20 protein-coding genes and 1 tRNA gene are annotated in these 20,528 nt (G+C 58.3%); 13 read left to right on the plus strand and 8 right to left on the minus strand.

From position 1 onward, the window contains the following. Window positions 1–64 precede the first annotated feature (64 nt). The 7 genes from BM069_RS09845 to recO all read left to right on the plus strand — a co-directional run bounded on the left by BM069_RS09845 (window position 65) and on the right by recO (window position 4,668). Window positions 65–517, plus strand: coding sequence for a hypothetical protein (locus BM069_RS09845; RefSeq protein ID WP_139216175.1), 453 nt, complete (start codon window positions 65–67; stop codon window positions 515–517). Further along, window positions 514–927, plus strand: a complete 414-nt coding sequence (gene acpS, locus BM069_RS09850; RefSeq protein WP_093323323.1) for a holo-ACP synthase — start codon at window positions 514–516, stop codon at window positions 925–927. Before BM069_RS09845 ends, acpS begins: the two co-directional genes overlap by 4 nt. Before the next feature lie 54 nt (window positions 928–981). Further along, entirely contained in the window at window positions 982–1,818 is an 837-nt protein-coding gene (gene lepB / locus BM069_RS09855; protein WP_093323325.1) for a signal peptidase I, read from the plus strand. Next, complete coding sequence (rnc, locus tag BM069_RS09860; RefSeq protein ID WP_093323326.1) at window positions 1,815–2,498, plus strand: ribonuclease III; 684 nt, start codon at window positions 1,815–1,817, stop codon at window positions 2,496–2,498. Before lepB ends, rnc begins: the two co-directional genes overlap by 4 nt. A 119-nt stretch (window positions 2,499–2,617) precedes the next feature. Then, window positions 2,618–3,526, plus strand: coding sequence for a GTPase Era (gene era / locus BM069_RS09865; protein WP_093323328.1), 909 nt, complete (start codon window positions 2,618–2,620; stop codon window positions 3,524–3,526). Continuing rightward, window positions 3,526–3,858 carry a DUF1491 family protein gene (locus tag BM069_RS09870; protein ID WP_093323330.1) on the plus strand — a complete coding sequence of 111 codons (333 nt, stop codon included), beginning with the start codon at window positions 3,526–3,528 and terminating at the stop codon, window positions 3,856–3,858. Before era ends, BM069_RS09870 begins: the two co-directional genes overlap by 1 nt. A gap of 87 nt (window positions 3,859–3,945) precedes the next feature. Further along, window positions 3,946–4,668 (plus strand): DNA repair protein RecO, encoded by a 723-nt coding sequence (gene recO, locus BM069_RS09875; protein WP_093323332.1) that lies wholly within the window; start codon window positions 3,946–3,948, stop codon window positions 4,666–4,668. Here recO and BM069_RS09880 read toward each other — a convergent pair. Beyond that, complete coding sequence (locus tag BM069_RS09880; RefSeq protein WP_093323334.1) at window positions 4,652–5,056, minus strand: META domain-containing protein; 405 nt, start codon at window positions 5,054–5,056, stop codon at window positions 4,652–4,654. The two genes, recO and BM069_RS09880, sit on opposite strands and share 17 nt — an antisense overlap. A gap of 2 nt (window positions 5,057–5,058) precedes the next feature. Further along, on the minus strand, window positions 5,059–5,610 hold the full coding sequence (locus BM069_RS09885) for a TetR/AcrR family transcriptional regulator (RefSeq protein WP_093323576.1): 552 nt from the start codon (window positions 5,608–5,610) through the stop codon (window positions 5,059–5,061). A gap of 92 nt (window positions 5,611–5,702) precedes the next feature. Between BM069_RS09885 and BM069_RS09890 the strand changes: the two genes are divergently transcribed. Continuing rightward, entirely contained in the window at window positions 5,703–6,104 is a 402-nt protein-coding gene (locus BM069_RS09890; protein ID WP_093323336.1) for a hypothetical protein, read from the plus strand. A gap of 98 nt (window positions 6,105–6,202) precedes the next feature. Here the strand turns inward: BM069_RS09890 and BM069_RS09895 are convergent, their stop codons facing one another. Next, a complete protein-coding gene (locus BM069_RS09895; protein WP_093323337.1) occupies window positions 6,203–7,891 on the minus strand; it encodes an acyl-CoA dehydrogenase family protein in 1,689 nt (562 codons plus the stop codon). A gap of 142 nt (window positions 7,892–8,033) precedes the next feature. Here BM069_RS09895 and BM069_RS09900 point away from each other — a divergent pair, with 142 nt between their 5' ends. After that, complete coding sequence (locus BM069_RS09900; RefSeq protein WP_093323339.1) at window positions 8,034–8,801, plus strand: sulfite exporter TauE/SafE family protein; 768 nt, start codon at window positions 8,034–8,036, stop codon at window positions 8,799–8,801. Between the two features lie 84 nt (window positions 8,802–8,885). Continuing rightward, window positions 8,886–9,989, plus strand: coding sequence for an AI-2E family transporter (locus BM069_RS09905; protein WP_170846720.1), 1,104 nt, complete (start codon window positions 8,886–8,888; stop codon window positions 9,987–9,989). Here the strand turns inward: BM069_RS09905 and BM069_RS09910 are convergent. From BM069_RS09910 to BM069_RS09930, 5 genes are all read right to left on the minus strand, one after another. Continuing rightward, a complete protein-coding gene (locus tag BM069_RS09910) occupies window positions 9,986–10,495 on the minus strand; it encodes a DUF2478 domain-containing protein (protein ID WP_342028846.1) in 510 nt (169 codons plus the stop codon). The genes BM069_RS09905 and BM069_RS09910 overlap by 4 nt on opposite strands. Then, window positions 10,492–10,965 (minus strand): potassium channel family protein, encoded by a 474-nt coding sequence (locus tag BM069_RS09915; RefSeq protein WP_093323343.1) that lies wholly within the window; start codon window positions 10,963–10,965, stop codon window positions 10,492–10,494. Before BM069_RS09915 ends, BM069_RS09910 begins: the two co-directional genes overlap by 4 nt. A gap of 9 nt (window positions 10,966–10,974) precedes the next feature. Beyond that, a complete protein-coding gene (locus BM069_RS09920) occupies window positions 10,975–11,757 on the minus strand; it encodes an HpcH/HpaI aldolase family protein (RefSeq protein ID WP_093323345.1) in 783 nt (260 codons plus the stop codon). A 154-nt stretch (window positions 11,758–11,911) separates the two neighbouring features. Next, window positions 11,912–16,165 (minus strand): Hint domain-containing protein, encoded by a 4,254-nt coding sequence (locus BM069_RS09925; protein ID WP_093323346.1) that lies wholly within the window; start codon window positions 16,163–16,165, stop codon window positions 11,912–11,914. Window positions 16,166–16,858: 693 nt separating this feature from the next. After that, window positions 16,859–16,933: transfer RNA gene (locus BM069_RS09930), tRNA-Thr, on the minus strand. A 257-nt stretch (window positions 16,934–17,190) separates the two neighbouring features. Between BM069_RS09930 and murA the strand changes: the two genes are divergently transcribed. The 3 genes from murA (at window position 17,191) to hisD (ending at window position 20,478) form a co-directional block, all read left to right on the plus strand. Further along, window positions 17,191–18,459: a UDP-N-acetylglucosamine 1-carboxyvinyltransferase gene (murA, locus tag BM069_RS09935; protein ID WP_093323348.1), complete on the plus strand. Its 1,269-nt coding sequence runs from the start codon at window positions 17,191–17,193 to the stop codon at window positions 18,457–18,459. Then, window positions 18,456–18,935 (plus strand): DUF2948 family protein, encoded by a 480-nt coding sequence (locus BM069_RS09940; RefSeq protein ID WP_093323350.1) that lies wholly within the window; start codon window positions 18,456–18,458, stop codon window positions 18,933–18,935. Before murA ends, BM069_RS09940 begins: the two co-directional genes overlap by 4 nt. 241 nt (window positions 18,936–19,176) lie before the next feature. Further along, on the plus strand, window positions 19,177–20,478 hold the full coding sequence (gene hisD, locus BM069_RS09945) for a histidinol dehydrogenase (protein ID WP_093323351.1): 1,302 nt from the start codon (window positions 19,177–19,179) through the stop codon (window positions 20,476–20,478). The last annotated feature ends 50 nt before the right edge of the window (window positions 20,479–20,528 follow it).

The following is a 20,528-nucleotide window of genomic DNA, read 5'->3' on the forward strand; positions in this document are numbered from 1 at the left end:
TTTCACCTCGCTTTTCCCGCGATTTTGGGCTTTTCTGATCCCACAAATCTTTGGGATGAAATCTATGAGCCGCTTTTCGTATTTCGTATTGAGCCTGTTCACACTTTGCGCCGGACCGGCCGTTGCGCAACAGGCTTTTGAATGTGACTGGCCGGCGCGTGCGGATGCCATAGTCGAACCTTGGGAAGAGAACAGCCGCAGTTTTGCTAATGGCGATGTGCGCTTGGCTGTGCTGGACACCATCGAGCCTGCGGCTGCGGCCTTTCACTTGCTGGTGCTTTCGCCCCCCTATGACGAAGTTGGCGGCCGACAGTGTCGTATCCTGTCGCTTGACGAAGGACTCGGATTTGCGGGATTGGACTTCTCTTCATTGAACGCCAGCTATGACCCTTCTGCGGGGCTGGTTTTTGACATCAACGCATCGCTTTATGACGTGGACACAGGCACCTCAGAGACGCATCGTCTGGTGTTCACACTTAGTCAGGCGACTGGCGACATTCAGGCCATGTGGCCATGATCCTCGGTGTCGGCACGGATCTTGCGAATATTGACCGCATCGCGGGGACGCTGGAGCGTTTCGGGGATCGGTTTCGCAACCGTGTCTTTACCGAGATTGAACAGGCCAAAGCCGAACGCCGTTTGGATACGGTTGGCACCTATGCCAAACGCTGGGCGGCCAAGGAGGCGTGCTCCAAGGCGTTGGGCACAGGTCTGCGCATGGGCATCAGTTGGAAAGACATGGCGGTGAGCAACCTGCGCACCGGGCAGCCGATCATGCACGTTACCGGATGGGCGGCGCAGCGGCTTCAGGAAATGACGCCTGAGGGTCACGAGGCCATCATCCACGTCACCCTGACGGACGATCATCCATGGGCACAGGCCTTTGTGGTGATAGAAGCGCGTCCCATCGCGGCCATGCCGGGTTGACTTGCCCCGCCCGCAGACGCATGTAACCCCCGACCTAACGCGGAGAGTCCCGAAATGGCCGACAAAGCCAAGCAAGACAACGGCATCGTTGAAACCATCAAGACCATTGTCTATGCGCTTTTGATTGCGGGTGTTTTCCGCACGCTGTTCTTTCAACCGTTCTGGATCCCCTCGGGGTCGATGAAAGACACATTGCTAATCGGAGATTTCCTCTTCGTGAACAAGATGACCTATGGCTATTCCTATGCGTCGTGCCCGTCGATCCGCATTCAGCGGTTGGGCATCAACATTGACGCCAAAGACATCTGCGGATGGTTTGACGGTGACAACACACGTTTGTTCGGCGGTGAACCGGAACGTGGCGATGTGGTGGTCTTCCGGCATCCGGTGTCTGGCCAGGACTACATCAAACGCCTGATTGGTATGCCTGGCGACAAGGTTCAGATCAAAGCGGGGCTGCCTTACATCAATGGCGTTCCGGTCAAGCAGATGCCCGATGGTGTCTTTGAGGAACTCAAAGAGCCGCAAGGACCAGAACGTCGCCCGCCGTCCTGTGAAAACGATCCGGTCGGCTTGGGGGGCGTTTGTGTCAAATCGCGCGCCATCGAGACATTGCCCAATGGAAAATCCTATGCGGTGCTCAATATCGGCAACCGCAGCGAAGACAACACGGGCATCTATACGGTGCCTGAGGGTCAGTACTTCTTTATGGGTGACAACCGCGACAATTCGATCGACAGCCGCGTAGGCCCGGCCCGCCGTGGCGTGGGTTTTGTGCCCTATGAAAATCTGATCGGCCGCGCAGACCGCATCATGTTCTCCTCCGGTGGACGTTCCATGTTCTACTTCTGGACATGGCGGGGGGATCGTTTCTTCAAGGCCATCGAGTGAAAGTTGCGAACGAACTCAAGGCCCTAGAGGCACGTTTGGGGCATTCGTTTTCGCGCCCCGAGCTTTTGGTGCGCGCTGTGACGCATTCCTCGATGAGTTCGCCGACCAGACAGGACAACCAGCGTCTCGAGTTTCTCGGAGATCGCGTGCTGGGTCTTGTGATGGCAGAAGCGCTGCTGGAACATGACAAATCCGCGTCTGAAGGGCAGCTGGCACCACGGTTCAATGCGCTTGTGCGCAAAGAAGCCTGTGCCGACGTGGCCCGCGAGATCGATCTTGGTGCGGCGCTCAAGCTGGGGCGCTCGGAAATGATGTCGGGCGGCCGTCGCAAGCAGGCGCTGCTGGGCGATGCGATGGAGGCGGTCATTGCCGCGGTTTATCGCGACGCGGGGTTTGACGTCGCGCGGGCGATGATCCTGCGCCTTTGGGGCAGTCGCGTGCAAAGCGTCGAGGCAGATGCCCGCGATCCCAAAACCTCGCTTCAGGAATGGGCGCAGGCGCGCAAACTTCCGCCACCGAGATACGAGATGGTCAAACGCTCAGGCCCCGACCATGCGCCGGTGTTCACGATATCCGTGCAGCTGGAAAACGGCATGGCTGCTGAGGCCACAGACAATTCCAAGCGCAAGGCGGAACAGGCGGCTGCCAAGGCGATGCTGGCGGAGGTGGAGAAGGGATGAGGAAAAACGCTTTGCGAGGCGTTTGTTCATAGCATTTGCAAATGCCTTTCTTGTCCCCCTCTGGAACCACCCAATATTTTCCGCTACACACGCGCCTTAACCAGACAAAGGCATGCCCCATGACCACACGCGCCGGATTCGTCGCACTGATCGGAGAGCCCAACGCGGGCAAATCCACGCTCACCAACCAGATGGTTGGCGCCAAAGTGTCGATCGTGACCCACAAGGTTCAGACCACCCGCGCCCGCATCCGTGGTGTGGCGCTTCAGGGCGAGAGCCAGATTGTTTTTGTCGACACGCCAGGCCTCTTCCGCCCGCGTCGCCGCCTGGATCGTGCCATGGTCGCCGCCGCATGGGGTGGGGCTGCGGATGCCGATATCATCGTCTTGATGATCGAGGCCCATCGCGGTGTGACAAAAGGTGTCGAGGCCATTCTTGAAGGGCTGGAAGAAATCGGCAAGGGCCGCAAGATCGCGCTGGCCATCAACAAGATCGACCGTGTGAAATCCGAAGTCCTGCTGGCGCTCTCCAAAGACCTGAACGAGCGATATGACTTTGTCGAAACCTTCATGATTTCTGCAGAAAAGGGCCACGGCTGCGCCCATCTGAAAGAATGGATTGCTGGCGAACTGCCGGAAGGCCCGTGGCTTTATCCTGAAGACCAGATTGCCGATCTGCCGATGCGCATGATCGCCGCCGAAATCACCCGCGAAAAGCTGACCCTGCGCCTGCATCAGGAACTGCCGTATCAGATGACGGTAGAGACCGAGCAGTGGGAAGAGCGCAAGGATGGATCCGCCCGTGTGGATCAGATGATTTATGTCATGCGTGACGGTCACAAAGGCATCGTTCTGGGCAATAAGGGCGAGACCATCAAGGCGGTCTCCAAAGCCGCACGTGAAGAGCTCGAAGAGTTCATGGGGCGTCGTATCCATCTGTTTTTGCAGGTTAAAGTTCGCCCGAACTGGCTTGAGGAAAAAGAGCGTTACTCGGAGATGGGTCTCGATTTCCGCGATGGCAATACCTGATCATGCGCCTGACGGCCGAGTTTTGGGTGCAGGCCTATCTGGCGCGGCTGCGGGTCTATGAAATCCCCGCCTTCGTTGTGGCGCATGGGGATGATACTGCCGGGGCCGTGCTGGTGAAGCTCAACACGCTGGATGGGCAAGCAAAGGTGTTTGAGCGCTCCTTTGATCTCATGAGCGGCGAGCGGCGTTGGCTTGTTCTGTCGGAAGGCGATGAGCGCGATGTAGACGCCGCGCTGGCCAAACAGCGCAGTTTTGACACCGATGCTTGGGTGATCGAGGTCGAAGATCGCCAAGGGCGGCACCTTCTGGATGAACCGGGGCTATCGGAGTGATTTTCTTCGCAGAAGGAAGCCGCGGCACCAAAATCTTCTAGAAAAAATGGACCTAACGGGCTTGGATAGCGCGAAAGGACATCAAACATGGACTGGCGCGATCAGGGCTTTGTGCTCTCAAGCAGAAAACACGGCGAGACATCTGTGATTTTGGAGGTTTTCACCCCCAATCACGGGCGTCATGCCGGTGTTGTGCGGGGTGGGATAAGTCGCAAAATGACGCCCATCCTGCAACCCGGACAGCAGCTTGATCTCAGTTGGCGCGCCCGGCTGGAAGACCACATCGGCAGCTTTACGGTTGAGCCCGTCCGATCCCGCGCCACGGTGCTGTCTGACCGTTTGGCGTTGGCGGGGCTGAACGCGGTGACGGCCCTTTTGAGTTTCTGTCTGCCGGAACGGGAAATTCATGCCGATCTCTATCAACGCTCTGAACAGCTTCTTGATTTGCTGGGGCAAAACGACATTTGGCCGTTGGCTTATTTGCGTTGGGAAATGGCGTTGCTTGATGAAATGGGATTCGGGCTCGATCTCTCGGCCTGTGCGGTGAAGGGCACCAACCAGCACCTCGACTATGTCTCGCCGAAATCTGGCCGTGCGGTGTCTGCTCAAGGGGCAGGGGACTGGGCCAGCCGTCTGTTGCCTCTTCCGCCGGTGATGCTTGGTCAGGGGGACGCCCCCGACGCGGAGATCGCACAGGCGTTTCAAACCACAGGGTATTTTCTGTCCGAAAAGCTTGCGCCGGAACTCGGCCACCGCCCCCTGCCAGAGGCCCGTGGGCGATTTGTGGATGTGTTTAGCCGCCGTCTGTGATTCCGACGAAGACCATCTCGCGGCCGGCCTCGTTGCTCAGCACCATATTGGGGCCAGAGATTTCAACGATCTGCATTTCAGCCAGATCTGCGAAGTATGTGTCTTCTTGCGCCGTCATGGCGCATGTCTCCTGTCGTAATCCGGAAACGTCTTTGAACTCAAACCACGGGTAAGGTGCCCATTGGGATGCGGAGAATTCAGAACACGGCCCTTTGCCGTTGACGCTACCATGGGCGCCGAAACTGATTTCGTTGGGGAAATTCACCGGTTTTCCGTCGACTTCGACAAGGCGCCACGCGTAGTCGCCGCCGCCGTATTTGGTCAGCGTTTCGCTCGGGTCACAGGCGGTTAGGGCGACAAGGCCGAACAGGGGGAAAAGTCGTTTCATATCTATTGATAGAGCGCCAATATCAGATCGACCAGCGTGCCCATGGCGGGGCCGTTCACTTCTCCGTCACGGGAGGTTAGGTCTTCCATGCCGATGAACGAGGCATAAAGGATGCGCACCAATTCGGGATTGGTCAGGCCGATGTCTTTCATCAAGGCCGAGAGATATTGCATCCGCAATCCGTCCACGCGGGCCACGGCTTCGGCCACATCGGGATCGCTGCGCCCCCATGCGCGGATTGCAGGTTCCAAAGCGATGCCCCCGTATTCTTTGGGCGCGCCTGAGACCGCAATTTGACCCAGCGCACGCAGTTTGTGGGCCGCGCTATCTTCTCCGTCGATTTGGGTCACGATGTCTGCGTAGGCTTTGCTTTCCCATTCTTTCAGCAGTGCGGAATGAAAGGCAGGGACATCCGCAAAATGCCAATAGAACGACCCTTTGGTCGTCGACATGCGGCGCGCCATCGGTTCGGCCTTAAGGGCGCTGGAACCGGATTCTGTCAGTGCCAGAAATCCGCCGCGCAGCCAGTCATCTTTGGTCAGCCTTTTGCTCATGCAGAAAACCATACGGTAACGTATTGACTCATTCAAGCCGTGTTCGCATGGTGGCATCCATACGCTATCGTATGGAATCAGTGGAGCGACAAATGAACCCTTGGATGATCCTTGCAAGCGCCCTTTTGGGGCTGACAACATATGTTCATGTTTTTCTGGGCGGACCCGAGATACATCACGTCATTCAGGCCAGCAGCCTAAGTGGCAGCGTCCGGGGGGTCGCAGCGGTCTTGTGGCATGCAGTGACCGTGGTTCTGATCGCTTTTGCATTAGCGTGTGCCGTGATGGCCCGGCACCAAAATCGGGCATTGGCGCTTTTGGTGATCGGCATCCAACTTGGGTTTGCGGCCTTGTTTGTGGTCTACGGCCTGAGCTTGCTGGGCACGCTTTGGGTGATGCCTCAGTGGCTGATCTTTACTCTGATACCTGCGGTGATGATGTGCGGCTTGCGGTGGGGGCAGAGGGGCAATGACCGCGGTGCGGCACTGACGTAATACTGACCCTATACCGACGTGAAACCGGCGCCGATCCGCGAACAATAAAAGTCCCGCCGACCATGCGATCGGCGGGGCTTCGTTTCAATGATCGAGGGTCAGGCCAGAAGGCGTCGAGCAATCACCTGAGCCTGAATTTCGGCGGCGCCTTCAAAGATGTTCAGGATGCGGGCGTCGCACAAGATCCGGCTGACGGAGTATTCAAGGGCAAAGCCGTTGCCGCCGTGAATCTGAAGCGCGTTGTCTGCTGCCGCCCAAGCCACGCGGGCACCAAGAAGCTTGGCCATGCCAGCCTCAAGATCGCACCGATGGCCGTGGTCTTTTTCCCAAGCGGAGAAATATGTCAGCTGACGCGCGATCATGATCTCGACGCACATCATGGCCAACTTGCTGGCGACGCGTGGGAAGTTGATCAACGATTTGCCGAACTGTTTGCGGTCAATGGCGTATTGCATACCCACGTCCATGGCAGCTTGCGCAACACCCACCGCGCGGGCAGCGGTTTGAATGCGGGCAGATTCGAAGGTTTCCATCAACTGCTTGAAACCTTTGCCTTCTTCGCCACCAAGCAGGTTCTCGCCCTTGACCTTGAAACCGTCAAACCCAAGTTCGTATTCTTTCATGCCGCGATAGCCGAGCACCTCGATCTCGCCGCCGGTCATGCCTTCGGTCGGGAAGGGGTTCTCGTCGGTGCCAGGTGTCTTTTCGGCGAGGAACATCGACAGGCCACGGTGGTCAGTGGTGTCGGGATTGGTGCGTGCCAGCAGGGTCATCACGTGGGTGCGCGCGGCGTGGGTGATCCAGGTTTTGTTGCCCGTTACCTCCCAATTGCCGTCTTCGGTTTTAACCGCGCGGGTGCGCAGCGACCCAAGGTCGGATCCGGTGTTGGGTTCGGTAAAGACCGCGGTTGGCAGGATTTCTGCGGACGCGATTTTGGGCAGCCAGTGTTGCTTCTGCTCCTCGGTACCGCCGCACAAGATCAACTCGGCCGCAATTTCGGAGCGGGTACCCAGAGACCCCACACCGATATAGCCGCGGGACAGCTCCTCGGACACCACAACCATCGACGCTTTTGACAGGCCAAACCCGCCGTATTCTTCGGGGATCGTAAGACCAAAGACGCCCAGTTCTGCAAGCTCTTCAATGATTTCCATAGGGATGAGCTCATCTTTGAGGTGCCATTCATGCGCGTTGGGTTCCACGCGATCCACCGCAAAGCGGCGGAATTGTTCGCGGATCATTTCAAGCTCTTCTTCGAGGCCGGACGCGCCGAACATGATGTTCGCTGATTGCTCCTGCATCAACTCCACCAGACGCAGGCGGGCGGCCTGAGAGTTGCCACCGTCACACAGCGACATGACTTCGGGTTGCATCAGTCCACGCAGTTCATCCTGTGTCAGGCCGAGGTCCTGCATTCGGATGATTTCGCCCTGACTCATCGGTATGCCGCCATAAACCTGCCATAGGTATTCGCCAAATGCGATCTGGTGGATGAGTTGTTCGATCTCGCCAAATTTTCCGTCGGCATGGAGGCGTTCTGCCCATGCCTGCATTTGTTTGAGTGACTGTGCATAGGTCGCAAGCCAGGACAGGCCATGTGCCGCGGTCTGGTTCTCTTCCATCAACTTGCCGGACACCTTGCCGTCAAGCGATACGGTCTCGCGCACGCGAGCGGTTGCGGTTTCCAGAAGGGCCTCAACCGGGGCAACTGCCGCGCCGGTCAATGCCAAGAGTTCGGGGAGAATCACGGGGCTGTTCATCGTCAGGTCCTGTCCATCATGCGGCATGTCGCTGTATCCTCTGTTTCTGCACCGTGACATAATTCTTTTGCAGTTGCAGCGCAACAAAAATGCCAACTAACGCGACGTTTTGTTCATATGTTGCGCGGTCATTTTTTGCACGTGCAGCAACTTGGGCGTATATCAAAGTATGGATGTATTTTTCGCAAACTTCGACGCCACAACACTTTTCCTTTGCTGCGTGATTGCTGTGTTAGCCGGCACAATCAAAGGGCTGGTCGGATTTGCGATGCCAATGGTTTTGATATCTGGGTTGGGGTCCTTTCTTGAGCCGGAGTTGGCGCTTGCCGGGCTGATTCTTCCGACATTGGTGACAAATGGCGTGCAGGCTTTGCAGCACGGCGTAGGTGCTGCGTGGCAGTCTATCCAACGGTTCCACCTGTTTTTGATATCGGGCGGCGTGGCGCTGTTGATCAGTGCGCAGTTTGTGCGCGTGTTACCTGGGCAGGTGATGCTTTTGATTATCGGCGTGCCGGTGGCGCTTTTTGCGATTTTTCAGCTTATGGGGCGCGGATTTGGCGGGTTTCGACCCACCCCGCGGGCCGAGATCGGGATCGGAACCTTCGCCGGAGTGTTGGGGGGCATGTCTGGCGTATGGGGGCCGCCGACCGTGGCCTATTTGACGGCGCTACGAACAGAGAAAGCCGAGCAAATGCGCGTGCAGGGGGTGATCTATGGCCTCGGTGCGGTTCTTTTGGTTGTCGCTCATATCGGCTCGGGTGTCCTGCGTGCGGACACCGTTCCGCTGTCGCTTATGCTCGTTGTGCCGGCATTGGCGGGGATGTGGGTTGGCACTCGATTGCAAAGCCGCATCGATCAACAGGGGTTTCGCCGGGCAACCTTGCTGGTGCTGTTGATTGCTTCTCTGAACCTCATACGGCGGGCGGTATTCGGCTGATTTGGGCTGCAGGCGCCCCCTTTCTCCTTGTTCGAGAGGGGGGAGAGGATAGGATGTGCAAAACCAGATCCGGAGCACAAGCCGTTGAAAGACCAAAGCGTTCCCTTGCGCATCAGCGCCACGAGTCTTGCCGTTCTGGCAACGATTGCCACCGGCTGGTTCCTGAATACGGCACAGGCAATCTTGGTGCCGATCGTGCTTGGGGCTCTTTTGGCATTTCTGATGCATGGGATTTCGCGCGAGCTTGAACGTATTCCCTATTATTCCAAGTTGGTGCCACCTTGGGCGCGCATGACCATCACCACCATCGTTTTGTTTATAGCACTGACGGCGAGTGTTGGTTTTTTTGCCAGAAACCTGGATCCGGTCGTGCGGGCCATTCCGACTTATGCGGAGTCTTTGTCGGTTCTGGCGTCTGACACGGCTGCGCGGTTTGACTATGAGCTGGAGGTCACATGGCGGTCTTTGGATAAGCTGTTGTTTGAGAATATAGATCTCCAATCCGTGATCCGGATCGCTCTAAATTCCGTCAGCTATTCAGCAGGTTACTTGGCGCTTGTGTTCCTTTATGCGGTTCTGTTCCTGATCGAGAGAGACAGCATCTCGATCAAAATTGCGGCCATTGTGCCTGTCGCAGAGAACCGCAAAAATGTCTGGCGTACGATTGATCTGATCACCGATCAGATCGGCACTTACTTCACCACCAAGACGCTCATCAATGTGGTTCTTGGGGTGATTTGTTATGCGATTTTCAAGCTCTTTGGCATCGAATTTGCAGCGTTCTTTGCGGTCACAACGGCGATCTTCAACTATATTCCTTATGTCGGCAGCTGGATTGCCATGGCGCTTCCGATGCTTTTTGCCATCGGCCAAATGGGCCTCAGCTGGAATGTTTTCTGGCTTTTCTCGGCACTGGGCGCGGCCCAGTTTGGCATCGGCTATTTCTGGGAGCCGCGACTTATGGGGCGATCGATGAACCTCAGCCCGGTCATCGTGATGGTGTCTTTGGCTGCATGGACGGCCGTTTGGGGGCTCATCGGCGCCATTTTATCAGTGATCCTGACGTCAGGGATCATGACCATACTGTCGTTCTTTGAAGCGACCCGACCCTTGGCCATTATGTTGACCAACAACGGCGATGTGCCGGATTGGCGCGAGCTGTCGGAAGACCAGGACGCCGAGGCCTAAGAGGCGTTCACCTCATCGTACCATGCCAGCAAGGCGTCGATGTCGGCGGGCACTTCGGTGGCCATGCCGTCCGCGAACTGGGTGAACTTCTCAGAATTGAGGGGATTGGTGCCAGCGATCACGGTGGCACCGCTTGCCGCTGCTTCGGCGATCAAGTCGCGAAAGCCTTTGCCTTCGCCCTCTTGTTTGCCGAATTTGTTCAACAGAAACACGTCGTAAGGCGTCTGCATGCTGCGGGAGACTTCTGCAACGGCATGCGCCATGGCATCGGGATCCAGACGGCATCCGCGGGCTTCTTTGCCGAGCGACTGGCTGATGCGGATGACATCTCCGTCAGGCAAAACCTGAACATCCATATCGCAAAGCCTGTCCGGCGCGCATTCGGAGTTGGTCTGCACAATGCCGCGTGTGACAACGCCTTTCGCTTCCAGCCGTTTGGCCAGTTCCGCAAGCAAAAGGTCCAGCTCTCCGCGCCCATGCGCCATGGTGTAAGCAATTTTCATCATGTGTCCTTGTCGCTGGGTGCTGCGGGAGTGTCAAATGACCCTCCAATGGAGCGCGGCAGCAATCGGCTGACGAGGGATACGAGAAAAGCGGTAGAGAGGCCGAAGCACAGAATGCCGGCAACACCGCCGAACGCTCCGAACACCCTGAAATTGACGGGCAGGATCACGTCTCCGTAGCCCACCGTGGTGTAGGTCACGAGAGAAAAATAGAGCGCGTCAGACAGGTGGGAGAAGGCGTCCATCCACATCAAAGAATATGCCCACAACCAAACCTGAAGAGTGTGGGAGAACACGATCATTGCAAAGGCCAAACCGGTAATTAGGGCGGTGCGCAAGACATTGCCGCGACGGCGGAGTATGCGGCCGGCGCCCTCCAATGACGGAATCAGCACGGCGAGCAAGCCGACGTGGAGAATGGCGCAAATACCTAGGACCACGGAGCCCCAAATGATCTGGTCTGACTGGCTCATGCGTGGTCTCTACTGCTGGTCCAGCAATGCCTTGGCATCGCTACACAGGGATCTGGCCGCGTTGGCGAGCACGAGAGTGTCGATCCCGACTGCCACGAATGTGGCCCCCTGCGCCAAGTGTTTCTGGGCCCCGTCAATCGAGAGTGTCAAAATGCCCGCAGCTTTGCCCGCAGCGCGGACTTTGCGGATTGCAGCTTCAATGACGTCTTGTACCTCGGGCGCGCCAGAATTGCCGGGGAATCCCATATCCGCAGAGAGATCCGCCGGGCCAATGAACACACCGTCGACACCGTCCACGGCGAGAATTTCATCAAGGTTTTCAATGCCGAGGCGGGTTTCGACCTGAACAAGGAGGCAGATTTCCCGATTTGCGGTTGTGGCGTAATCACTGATTGAGCCAAAGCGGGTGACGCGCGATCCAGCCCCGCCCATGCCGCGGATACCTTCGGGGGCATAGCGGCAGGCACGTACCATTTCGCGGGCCTGCTCTGCTGTGTCAATCAATGGCACAAGCAGCGTTTGGGCACCCGCGTCCAAGGCTTGTTTGATGATCCAGTCCTGCCCGTAAGGCACACGCACAACAGCATGGCTTGGGGATGGGTCTGTGACCATCAATTGATCGCGGATACTGCGCAGGTCGTTGGGGCCATGCTCGCCATCGATCACAAGCCAGTCAAATCCGGCTGTGGCCATCAGTTCCGCCGTGCTCGCCTCGCCAAAAGACATCCAGCAGCCAATTTGCGGGCGCTGTTGTGCAAGGGCAGCCTTGAACGTATTTCTGGGTGCGGGCATTGCCAATCCTTTCAACCAGTCTGAGCCGAGGTCGATGTGATCAAAGCCTCAGAACACGTGCCTGTCCAGCCACAAGACGCAGTATGTGGTTGAAAAAGAGAAGGGCCGGCCCCCACGGCCGACCCATCCCATAGCGAAACCTGTGCTGCCGGTCTTAGACGAGCAGCTGAGCCTCGTGGCGCTTGAGCGAAAGGCGCGCGGCGGAGTAGGCCGCGAGGCCGTCTTTCTCGCGCAGCTCGGGGAAGAGAGCGTAGATCTCTTCGCGCTGTCCTTGTTCGATGCCCTGCATCGAATAGTCGCCCGGCTGGAAGCTTTCGCTCCATGCGCCGTCTGCCAGAACCACCTCGTGCTGTTCGCACATGATGTGGATGTAGGTCACGTCGTCAACGTTGACCACGTCCACACCCTCAAGGTGTGTCAGGTGCTTGGCCGCCACCAGAACCTCGCGCTCTTCAAAGAGCAACTCGGCCTGCTCGGACACGAGCAACATGCGGTGGTTGGGCGAGACCATCATGTCGCGCTCGGGCTGATTTGGCCCAAGTGCGCCGCGACGGATCATTACCGGACGCAGTTCCCGACGGGCTGCGAGTTCGGCAGCGTTCAGGCTGCGGGAGCCGGCCCAGCGGATCGCTTGCAAACCGTTGTCACGGGTCACAACCAAGTCGCCTTCGGACAGGTTTTCCACTGCGATCTCGCCCATCGGGGTAAGGATCTTGGTGCCTGGAGTGAAGCAGACGATTTCGATGTTCTCGAATGTCGCGGTGCCTGTCACAACGGGAACGTCGCCGGTACTGTCGAGGAACTCGATGGTGCCGTCAAAGCCGTTGCCATCGCTGTCTTCGACCATGTCGACGATGCGCCAGTCAACACCCTGCTCGCCAGCAATGTCGAGGCGGTCCATGTCGACGCCACCCGATCCACCCAGGATCACATCACCGTCGCCATCCTCGGCAGAACCGATGATAAACACGTCTTCGTCCGCGCCACCGCGCAGTTCATCCACGCCGGAGCCGCCTTCGATCGTGTCGTTACCGGTGCCACCTCGGATAGTGTCGTCACCTTCCTGACCAAAGATCAAGTCATTGCCCGCACCACCGCGGATGTCGTCGTCACCTGGCTCCAGAGCCAGCGCATCGTCGAAGTCTGCCGGCCGGTCGACAATTTCACCGGTTGTCAGGTCGAAGCTGTCTTCGCCGTAAATGACATCATCACCGGTGCCACCTGTGATGGTGTCTCCGCCAATGCCGCCGCCGATGCTGTCGTTGTCGGCACCGCCGCTGATCACATCGTCGCCGGAGTCGCCGTTGATGATGTCATCGCCTGCGCCACCGCTGAGGAAGTCCGGTGTCTGACCAACCGAGGCCACACCGGTCACGCCTGGCGTACCGCCAGTGATCGCGTCGTTGCCGTCGCCACCGTCAATGGTGTCAACGCCTGCGCCACCGATGATCAAGTCATCGCCACCGGCACCATCAATGCTGTCCGCGCCGATGCCACCAGTCAGAGTGTCGTCGCCGTCACCAGCAACAACCACGTTGTTGCCGGATCCCGCGTCCACAAAGTTCGCACCGTCGCCGGTCATGATCACATCGTCGCCGTCGCCGCCGAGAATGGAGTCATCGCCTTCGCCGCCATCAATGGTGTCAGAGCCCTGACCGCCAACAAAGGTGTCATTCCCCGCGCCACCAATCAGCGAGTCCGCGTCATCTTCGCCCCAAAGTTCGTCGTTGCCGTCGCCACCATAAATGGTGTCGGACTGATCGCCGCCGTAAAGAACGTCGTCGTCGCCTTCGCCGAACAGTTTGTCGGTGCCGATGCCGCCGTAAATGGTGTCGTTGCCGGCGCCACCGGATACATCGTCAAAGCCTGCGCCTGCCTCGATGCTGTCATCGCCTGCGCCGCCGTGCACAACGTCGTCGCCGTAACCGGAGATCACCGTGTCGTTGCCATCACCGGCATCGATCGCGTCACGCTGGTCGCCGCGCGGTGTGCCGCCGGGGAATTCGAAGAAGCTGGAAGGAACAGTTGAATCGAGCGCTTCGTCCAAGAAGTTGTCGAGGGCGTCGAAGTTGTCGACACGGTCGCCTTCGGGATCGCCAACATAAGACGCATCAATGAGATCGTCGCCGTCTGTGCCTTCGACCACACCGTCGAGCCCGCTCAGATCAACGATTTCGACGTTTTCGATGTTCACGAAGGTCGTGATTACTCCGGTGCGCATATCGTCTGCGTCCAGATAGTAGACCACGCCGTTCTCCGGGTTGTCGGGATCGTATTCGATCTCGGCGTTGCCCAGCACCTGAAGGGTGTCAAAGTCGTCGCCGCCTTCGCCGCCGTCGATAAACTGGTTGTCCTGACCCACGACAATGATGGTGTCGCGGTCGTCGCCGGAATTTACCACGTCTTCGCCTGGACCGGTGGAGATCACGTCGTCGCCGGCACCGCCTTCGATGGTGTCGTTGCCGTCGTTGCCAAAGATGGTGTCGTTACCCTCTTCGCCCCAGAGTTCATCGTCACCCGGGTTGCCTTCGAGGAAATCGTTGCCCGCGCCAGCGAAAATGGTGTCGTCGCCGCCGCCCGCATCGAGTTCATCGTCGCCCGCGCCGCCTTTCATCAGGTCGTCGCCGGAGGAGCCGTCGAGTGTGTCATTGCCAGAGCCGCCGTCGAGCGTGTCGTTGCCCGCGCCGCCTGCGACCACGTCGTCGCCGTGCTCGCCGATCAACACGTCATCGTCATCGCCGCCTGTCAGCGTGTCATTTCCGTCGCGACCATAAAGCACGTCGTTGCCCGACGCGCCTTCCATATAGTCGTCGCCATCACCGCCAGCCATGCTGTCGTCTCCGACACCGCCGCCCATGACGTCATTGCCTTCACCGCCAAATGCGATGTCATCGCCTTCGGACGCGACAATCGTGTCATCGCCACCCCAGGCAACAATGACGTCGTCGTTTTCTGCACGACCGGGGAACAGGTTGTCTTCGTTATCCACAAAGTCGCCGTCCGGATCGCCATCGTACTCAAGGTCGATGAGGTCCGCGCCCACGGTGCCTTCGACAATGCCATCACGCTCACGATCGGAGATTTCGTCCGCAAGAATGTTTTCAATGTCAAAAAATTCAAGGGCTTCGCCGGTTTCTTCGATCACCGCGACGCCGTTTTCGCCGTTCTCGGGATCATAGACCACCGTGATCGGGCCCAGGCCGCGCAGGTCAAGCGTGTCGTCGTCGTCGCCGGTGCTGCCGCCGTTGACCAGATCGAGTGTGGAGCCACCCAGAATGGTGTCGGCATCCGCGCCGCCATCAATGGTGTCCACGCCGTCACCGCCAGTGATCTCGTCCTGGCCTTCCTGACCATAGATCATGTCGCTTCCATCGCCGCCCATCAGCACGTCATCGCCATCTTCGATCGAGGTCACAACGGGTCCCGTTGAGAAGAAGACGTCGGATACACTCACATCGGCAGGATCATCGTTCAGGTTGACCGTGATGATTTCAATACGGGCGACAGGACCAGGAATGTCGACCAGAACAGAATTGCCGGTGGTGTCGGCATCGCCGTCCGCGATGTCGTCGGAAACCGCGGCTTCGGTTGTGCCGTCGCCGTCAATGTCGACAAGGCGCAGGTTCGTGCCGTCTTCACCACTCAGGGTTACTTCGATCCGGTTGCCGTCTGTGTCATACGCCCAGACTTTAGTAACCGCCCGACCGTCGATGTCGTTGATACGGAATTGTGCGTTTTCAACAGCTTCGGAGAATTCCAGCACCGCGGTCGTAGTCGCGCCTGTGCCGGCGCCAGTGTCCATGCGCAAGCCACTGTTGGCGTTGATTGTTTCGTCGCCGCCGACAAGCCCGTCGACGACCTGAGTTGCATTGTCATATTCGGTGCCAGCGCTTGCAGCGGTGGTTGTCGACGAGAACGCAACGGAGATCGATCCAGTGTCCTGCGTGATCGGGCCGGAGATCGGGTCGCCGTCGACTGGTGTGCCGATTTCGCTCCAGTTGAAGCTTTCGATGCCGCCTGGTGTGCTGCCGGTGGTGTTGCTGATCGGGGCAAAGCCGCCGTAGATTACATCATCGCCGCCGCCACCTTCGATGGTGTCGGAACCAGCCTCGCCGGCGAGAAGATCGTCGCCAGGTTCTGCGTCGGCATCCTGATCTGCGTCCTGCGGATCGGATTCGTCGCCGTAAACCTCATCATCGCCAGCGCCCGCGAGGACCGTGTCGTCGCCGTTGCCTGCGTAAATCGTGTCATCGCCAGCGCCGCCCAATACGGTGTCGTCACCGCCCTGAGCGCTGACAGCTGCGCCGGAGTTGGTGACGTTATCGCCTTCGCCATCGGTGAAGCCTACGTCAATTGCGTCATCGTTCTCGGTTCCGTCCACGATGCCAGGACCAGTCGGATCAGCCATTGTTCCCTCGTTTCCTCTGTGCACGGCTCGCCGTTCTCGAAAGAACAGCGAAATGCAGATCTCCCACCGCTCATAAAGAACGGCTTACAACACCTCGTAAGGTGCCCAATTTGTGAATGGCTGCCCCAAGCCAGAACATACGCCCCCCAGATAGGCGTGACCTAAATATGGGCGAAACAAGGCGGTGTTGAAACAAAAACATCTAGAATTAGACGAAAAAGAACCGAAATTGTGACGTTAACTATTTTTTAACGGGCCAGTGAAAGCAGGGCCTTGAGCGGCATTGTTTCCCGAATGGGGCAAAAATAGGGCGTGATTTGGGGGCAAAGGGGCCCAAATAATGCCACATTTTGGCCAAGTTTGAGTAATGGCCGGTTGGGCTTTGCGCCATAATTCAAAACGCGCAGCAGGTCGTTTCCAATTGAGAACCAATTCGAGAGGCGTCGCGAAGGGCGGGAGCGTTTGCCGCAATTCCGATTACCCAAGTGGAAATTGATTTCAATTTGTAAACAAAGTCGTGCGTTGGCTCGGATTAGAGCGCAACACGCAACAGAAGTGATTCGAATCAGGCGGAATTCCGCTGAGCGAAGTAGGGATTCTCTGACTCGCTGATTGCGGACGATCCGAGTCGCGCGCAGACCTCGCGAACAGAACCGGTCGCAGGCAGTTGTTTGGAGTGTGGGGGAAAATCGGTGGTGCTGCTGGGGAGGATTGAACTCCCGACCTCACCCTTACCAAGGGTGCGCTCTACCACTGAGCTACAGCAGCGTTACCGTGGGCGGGGATTTAGACTCAAACTCAGGAGTGTGCAAGCGCAATCTGGACGGTTTTTTGCGCCTCATGTAAGGAAAGTGCATGGAACAGAAATCACCCTCCAAAAAACCGGCGCAAAAAGCGCTTACAAAAGAGGACCGCCTGAAAGCGGCTCTCAAGGCAAACATGGGACGACGCAAGGCGCAAGCCAAGGCTCGGGCGTCCCAGACGGAGGGGGATACAGAGGCAGTGAAGAGTGAAGGGCAGGATTAATGGACTCTATATTGGTGCGCGGAAACGGTCCGCTAAAGGGACAAATTCCGATCGCAGGGGCAAAGAATGCCTGTCTGACATTGATGCCAGCCACGATTCTCAGCGAGGAGCCGCTGACGCTGACCAATGCGCCGCGTCTGAGTGACATCAAGACGATGACAACGCTGCTGCAGTCCTTGGGCGCGGAGGTGACATCGTTGCAGGACGGAAAAGTGCAGGCGATGAGCTCGCACAATCTCGACAACCACGTTGCCGACTATGACATCGTGCGCAAGATGCGGGCATCCAACCTTGTCTTGGGGCCGATGCTTGCGCGGCTCGGGCATGCGGTTGTGTCGCTACCGGGCGGGTGTGCGATTGGCGCGCGCCCGATGGATTTGCACATTTATGGGCTTGAAAAGCTCGGCGCGGAAATTGAACTGCGTGATGGGTATTTGCACGCCAAGGCTCCTGGTGGCCTAAAAGGCGCGGAGATGGAATTGGCCTTTGCCTCTGTCGGGGCGACGGAAAACATCCTGATGGCGGCGACGCTGGCCAAAGGCACAACGGTCATCCGCAACGCTGCGCGCGAGCCGGAAATTGTGGATCTGGCCGATTGCCTGCGGGCGATGGGGGCCCAGATCGAAGGCGACGGTACTTCGGAAATCGTGGTGCAGGGTGTGGATCGTCTACATGGCGCAACGCATCAGGTTGTCACCGACCGGATCGAGCTTGGCACCTTTATGTTGGCGCCGGCTTTTTGTGGCGGCGAAGTCGAACTGCTTGGCGGGCGTATGGATCTGGTGAAGAGTTTCGCCGAGAAGCTGGACCTTGCCGGCATCGACGTGACCGAGACCAAGGCAGGGCTCAAAGTTTCGCGTCGCAATGAACGGGTCAAAGCAGTGGATGTGACGACTGAACCTTTCCCCGGTTTCCCCACGGATTTGCAGGCGCAGTTTATGGCGCTGATGTGCATTGCGGACGGCACTTCGGTTCTTGAAGAAAAAATATTTGAAAACAGGTTCATGCACGCGCCTGAATTGATCCGTATGGGGGCCTCGATCGAGGTGCACGGCGGCACGGCCACTGTGCATGGTGTCGAAAAACTCAGGGGGGCGCCGGTGATGGCGACCGACCTGCGGGCGTCTGTGTCGCTGATTTTGGCTGGTATGGCTGCGGAAGGGGAAACCGTGGTAAGCCGTGTGTATCACCTTGATCGCGGCTATGAGCGGATCGAAGAAAAGCTTGGGGGCGTAGGCGCCCATATTGAAAGGGTATCGGACCGGTGAATGACGACGCACGTTTTGAAGACGGCGGTGACAAGCCGCTGAACCTTGGGGCGCTGGACGCCGAAGACCTGAAGGTTTTGTCCACGCTGACGCAGGATGCGGTGTTTCCGGCAAACGAGATGCAGTGGGTGCCGTCAGAACGGCGGTTTGCGGTTCTGTTGAACCGGTTCCGCTGGGAAGACCTGAAAGCTGCCAAGACACGCAACCGAGTGGTGGAGCGTGTTCAGTCTCTGCTGGTGGTCGACAACGTGACCCATGTGGCCAGCCAAGGTGTGGCGCGTGATGAAGCGGACACAGTTCTGTCGTTGCTGTCTATTGCCTTTTCGGCGGGCGAAGATGCGGAAGGGGTGATCGAGTTGATGCTTGCCGGTGACGGTGGCGTCAGGTTGCAGGTTGAGGCCTTGGAAGTTTCGCTGCGAGATGTGACGCGGCCCTATGCGGCGCCGTCCAAATCGGCCCCGCACCACGAGGTTTGACGACCGGTTTTTCCCGACTTTTGCAAAAATGGTTAACGCCCCTGTTTTTACAGGGGCGTTGTTGTCTGTGGCGCGTCGGTATCACGTCGGTATTGCGTCGGTGTGCATTTGCGGGTGGCGGATTCTTAAGGGATCGTGCGTTGCGCAACTGCTTGGCTGCGCTATGTCCCATCCTTTGGGGGATGTGCCTTGAGAGATGGGTCAGCGCGGTCTAAGACAGCCGCATCAAAGGAGTCACTTAATGCCTCAGTTTCTGAACACCTCGGATGCCGATTTTGAAACCCGCTTTGCGGCCCTGTTGGGTGCCAAGCGCGAAGACAGTCCTGATGTGGATGCGATTGTCGCCGACATCATCGCAGATGTGCGGCATCGGGGGGATGCGGCGGTGATCGAGCTGACAGCGAAATTTGATCGGTTGGAGCTGACGCCGGAGACGTTGCGTTTTTCTGATGAAGAGATCGACGCTTATTGCGAGCAAGTCAGCGACGAAGAGCGCGCGGCGCTGGAATTGGCTGCGGAGCGCATTCGGACCTATCACGCGCGGCAGATGCCGGAAGACGCGATGTGGACCGAAGACAATGGCGCGCAGTTGGGCTGGCGCTGGACGCCTGTGTCGGCGGCGGGTCTTTATGTGCCTGGCGGGTTGGCGAGCTATCCGTCTTCGGTGTTGATGAACGCCATTCCGGCCAAAGTGGCAGGCGTCGAGCGGTTGGCGATTGTGGTGCCGACGCCGGGTGGCGTGGCAAATCCGCTGGTTTTGCTGGCGGCGCGGCTGGCGGGGGTCGATGAGATCTATCGCATCGGCGGGGCGCAGGCGGTGGCGGCATTGGCCTATGGCACGGACACGATTGCGCCGGTGGACAAGATCACAGGGCCCGGCAATGCCTTTGTCGCGGCGGCGAAACGTCGGGTGTTTGGCAAGGTCGGCATCGACATGATTGCGGGGCCGAGCGAAATTCTGGTGATTGCCGACAAGGACAACACGCCGGATTGGATCGCGCTGGATTTGCTGTCGCAGGCCGAACACGACGAGAGCGCTCAGTCGATCCTGATCACCGATGATGAAGCCTTCGGTCAGGACGTTGTGGCAGCGGTTGAAAAGCGGCTGGAAACGCTGGAGCGGCGGGCAATCGCGGGCGCGAGCTGGCGGGACTATGGCGCGGTGATTGTGACCAAGGATCTGTCAGAAGCGGCAGCTCTGTCCAACCGCGTGGCGCCTGAGCACCTTGAGTTGTGTGTGGCGGACCCTGACGGGCTGTGTGAGGAGATCACCCATGCGGGGGCGATCTTCCTTGGCCAGTTCACACCGGAAGCGATTGGTGACTATGTTGGCGGGCCCAACCACGTGCTGCCAACGGCGCGCTCGGCGCGGTTCAGTTCGGGGCTGTCTGTGATGGATTTTGTGAAGCGCACCACCCTGTCGAAGATGACGCCGGAAGCGTTGAAAGCGATTGGGCCGGCTGCGGAGGTTCTGGCGACCTCGGAGAGTTTGGAAGCGCATGGGTTGAGTGTCACCGCGCGTCTGGACGCGTTGAACAAATAGGAGCTTTGCCTCTCGGCCCAGGGCCTCACCCCAAGGTATTTTGGCAATAG

Origin of the sequence: Shimia haliotis (assembly GCF_900114415.1) — a bacterium.
Classification (GTDB): domain Bacteria; phylum Pseudomonadota; class Alphaproteobacteria; order Rhodobacterales; family Rhodobacteraceae; genus Shimia; species Shimia haliotis.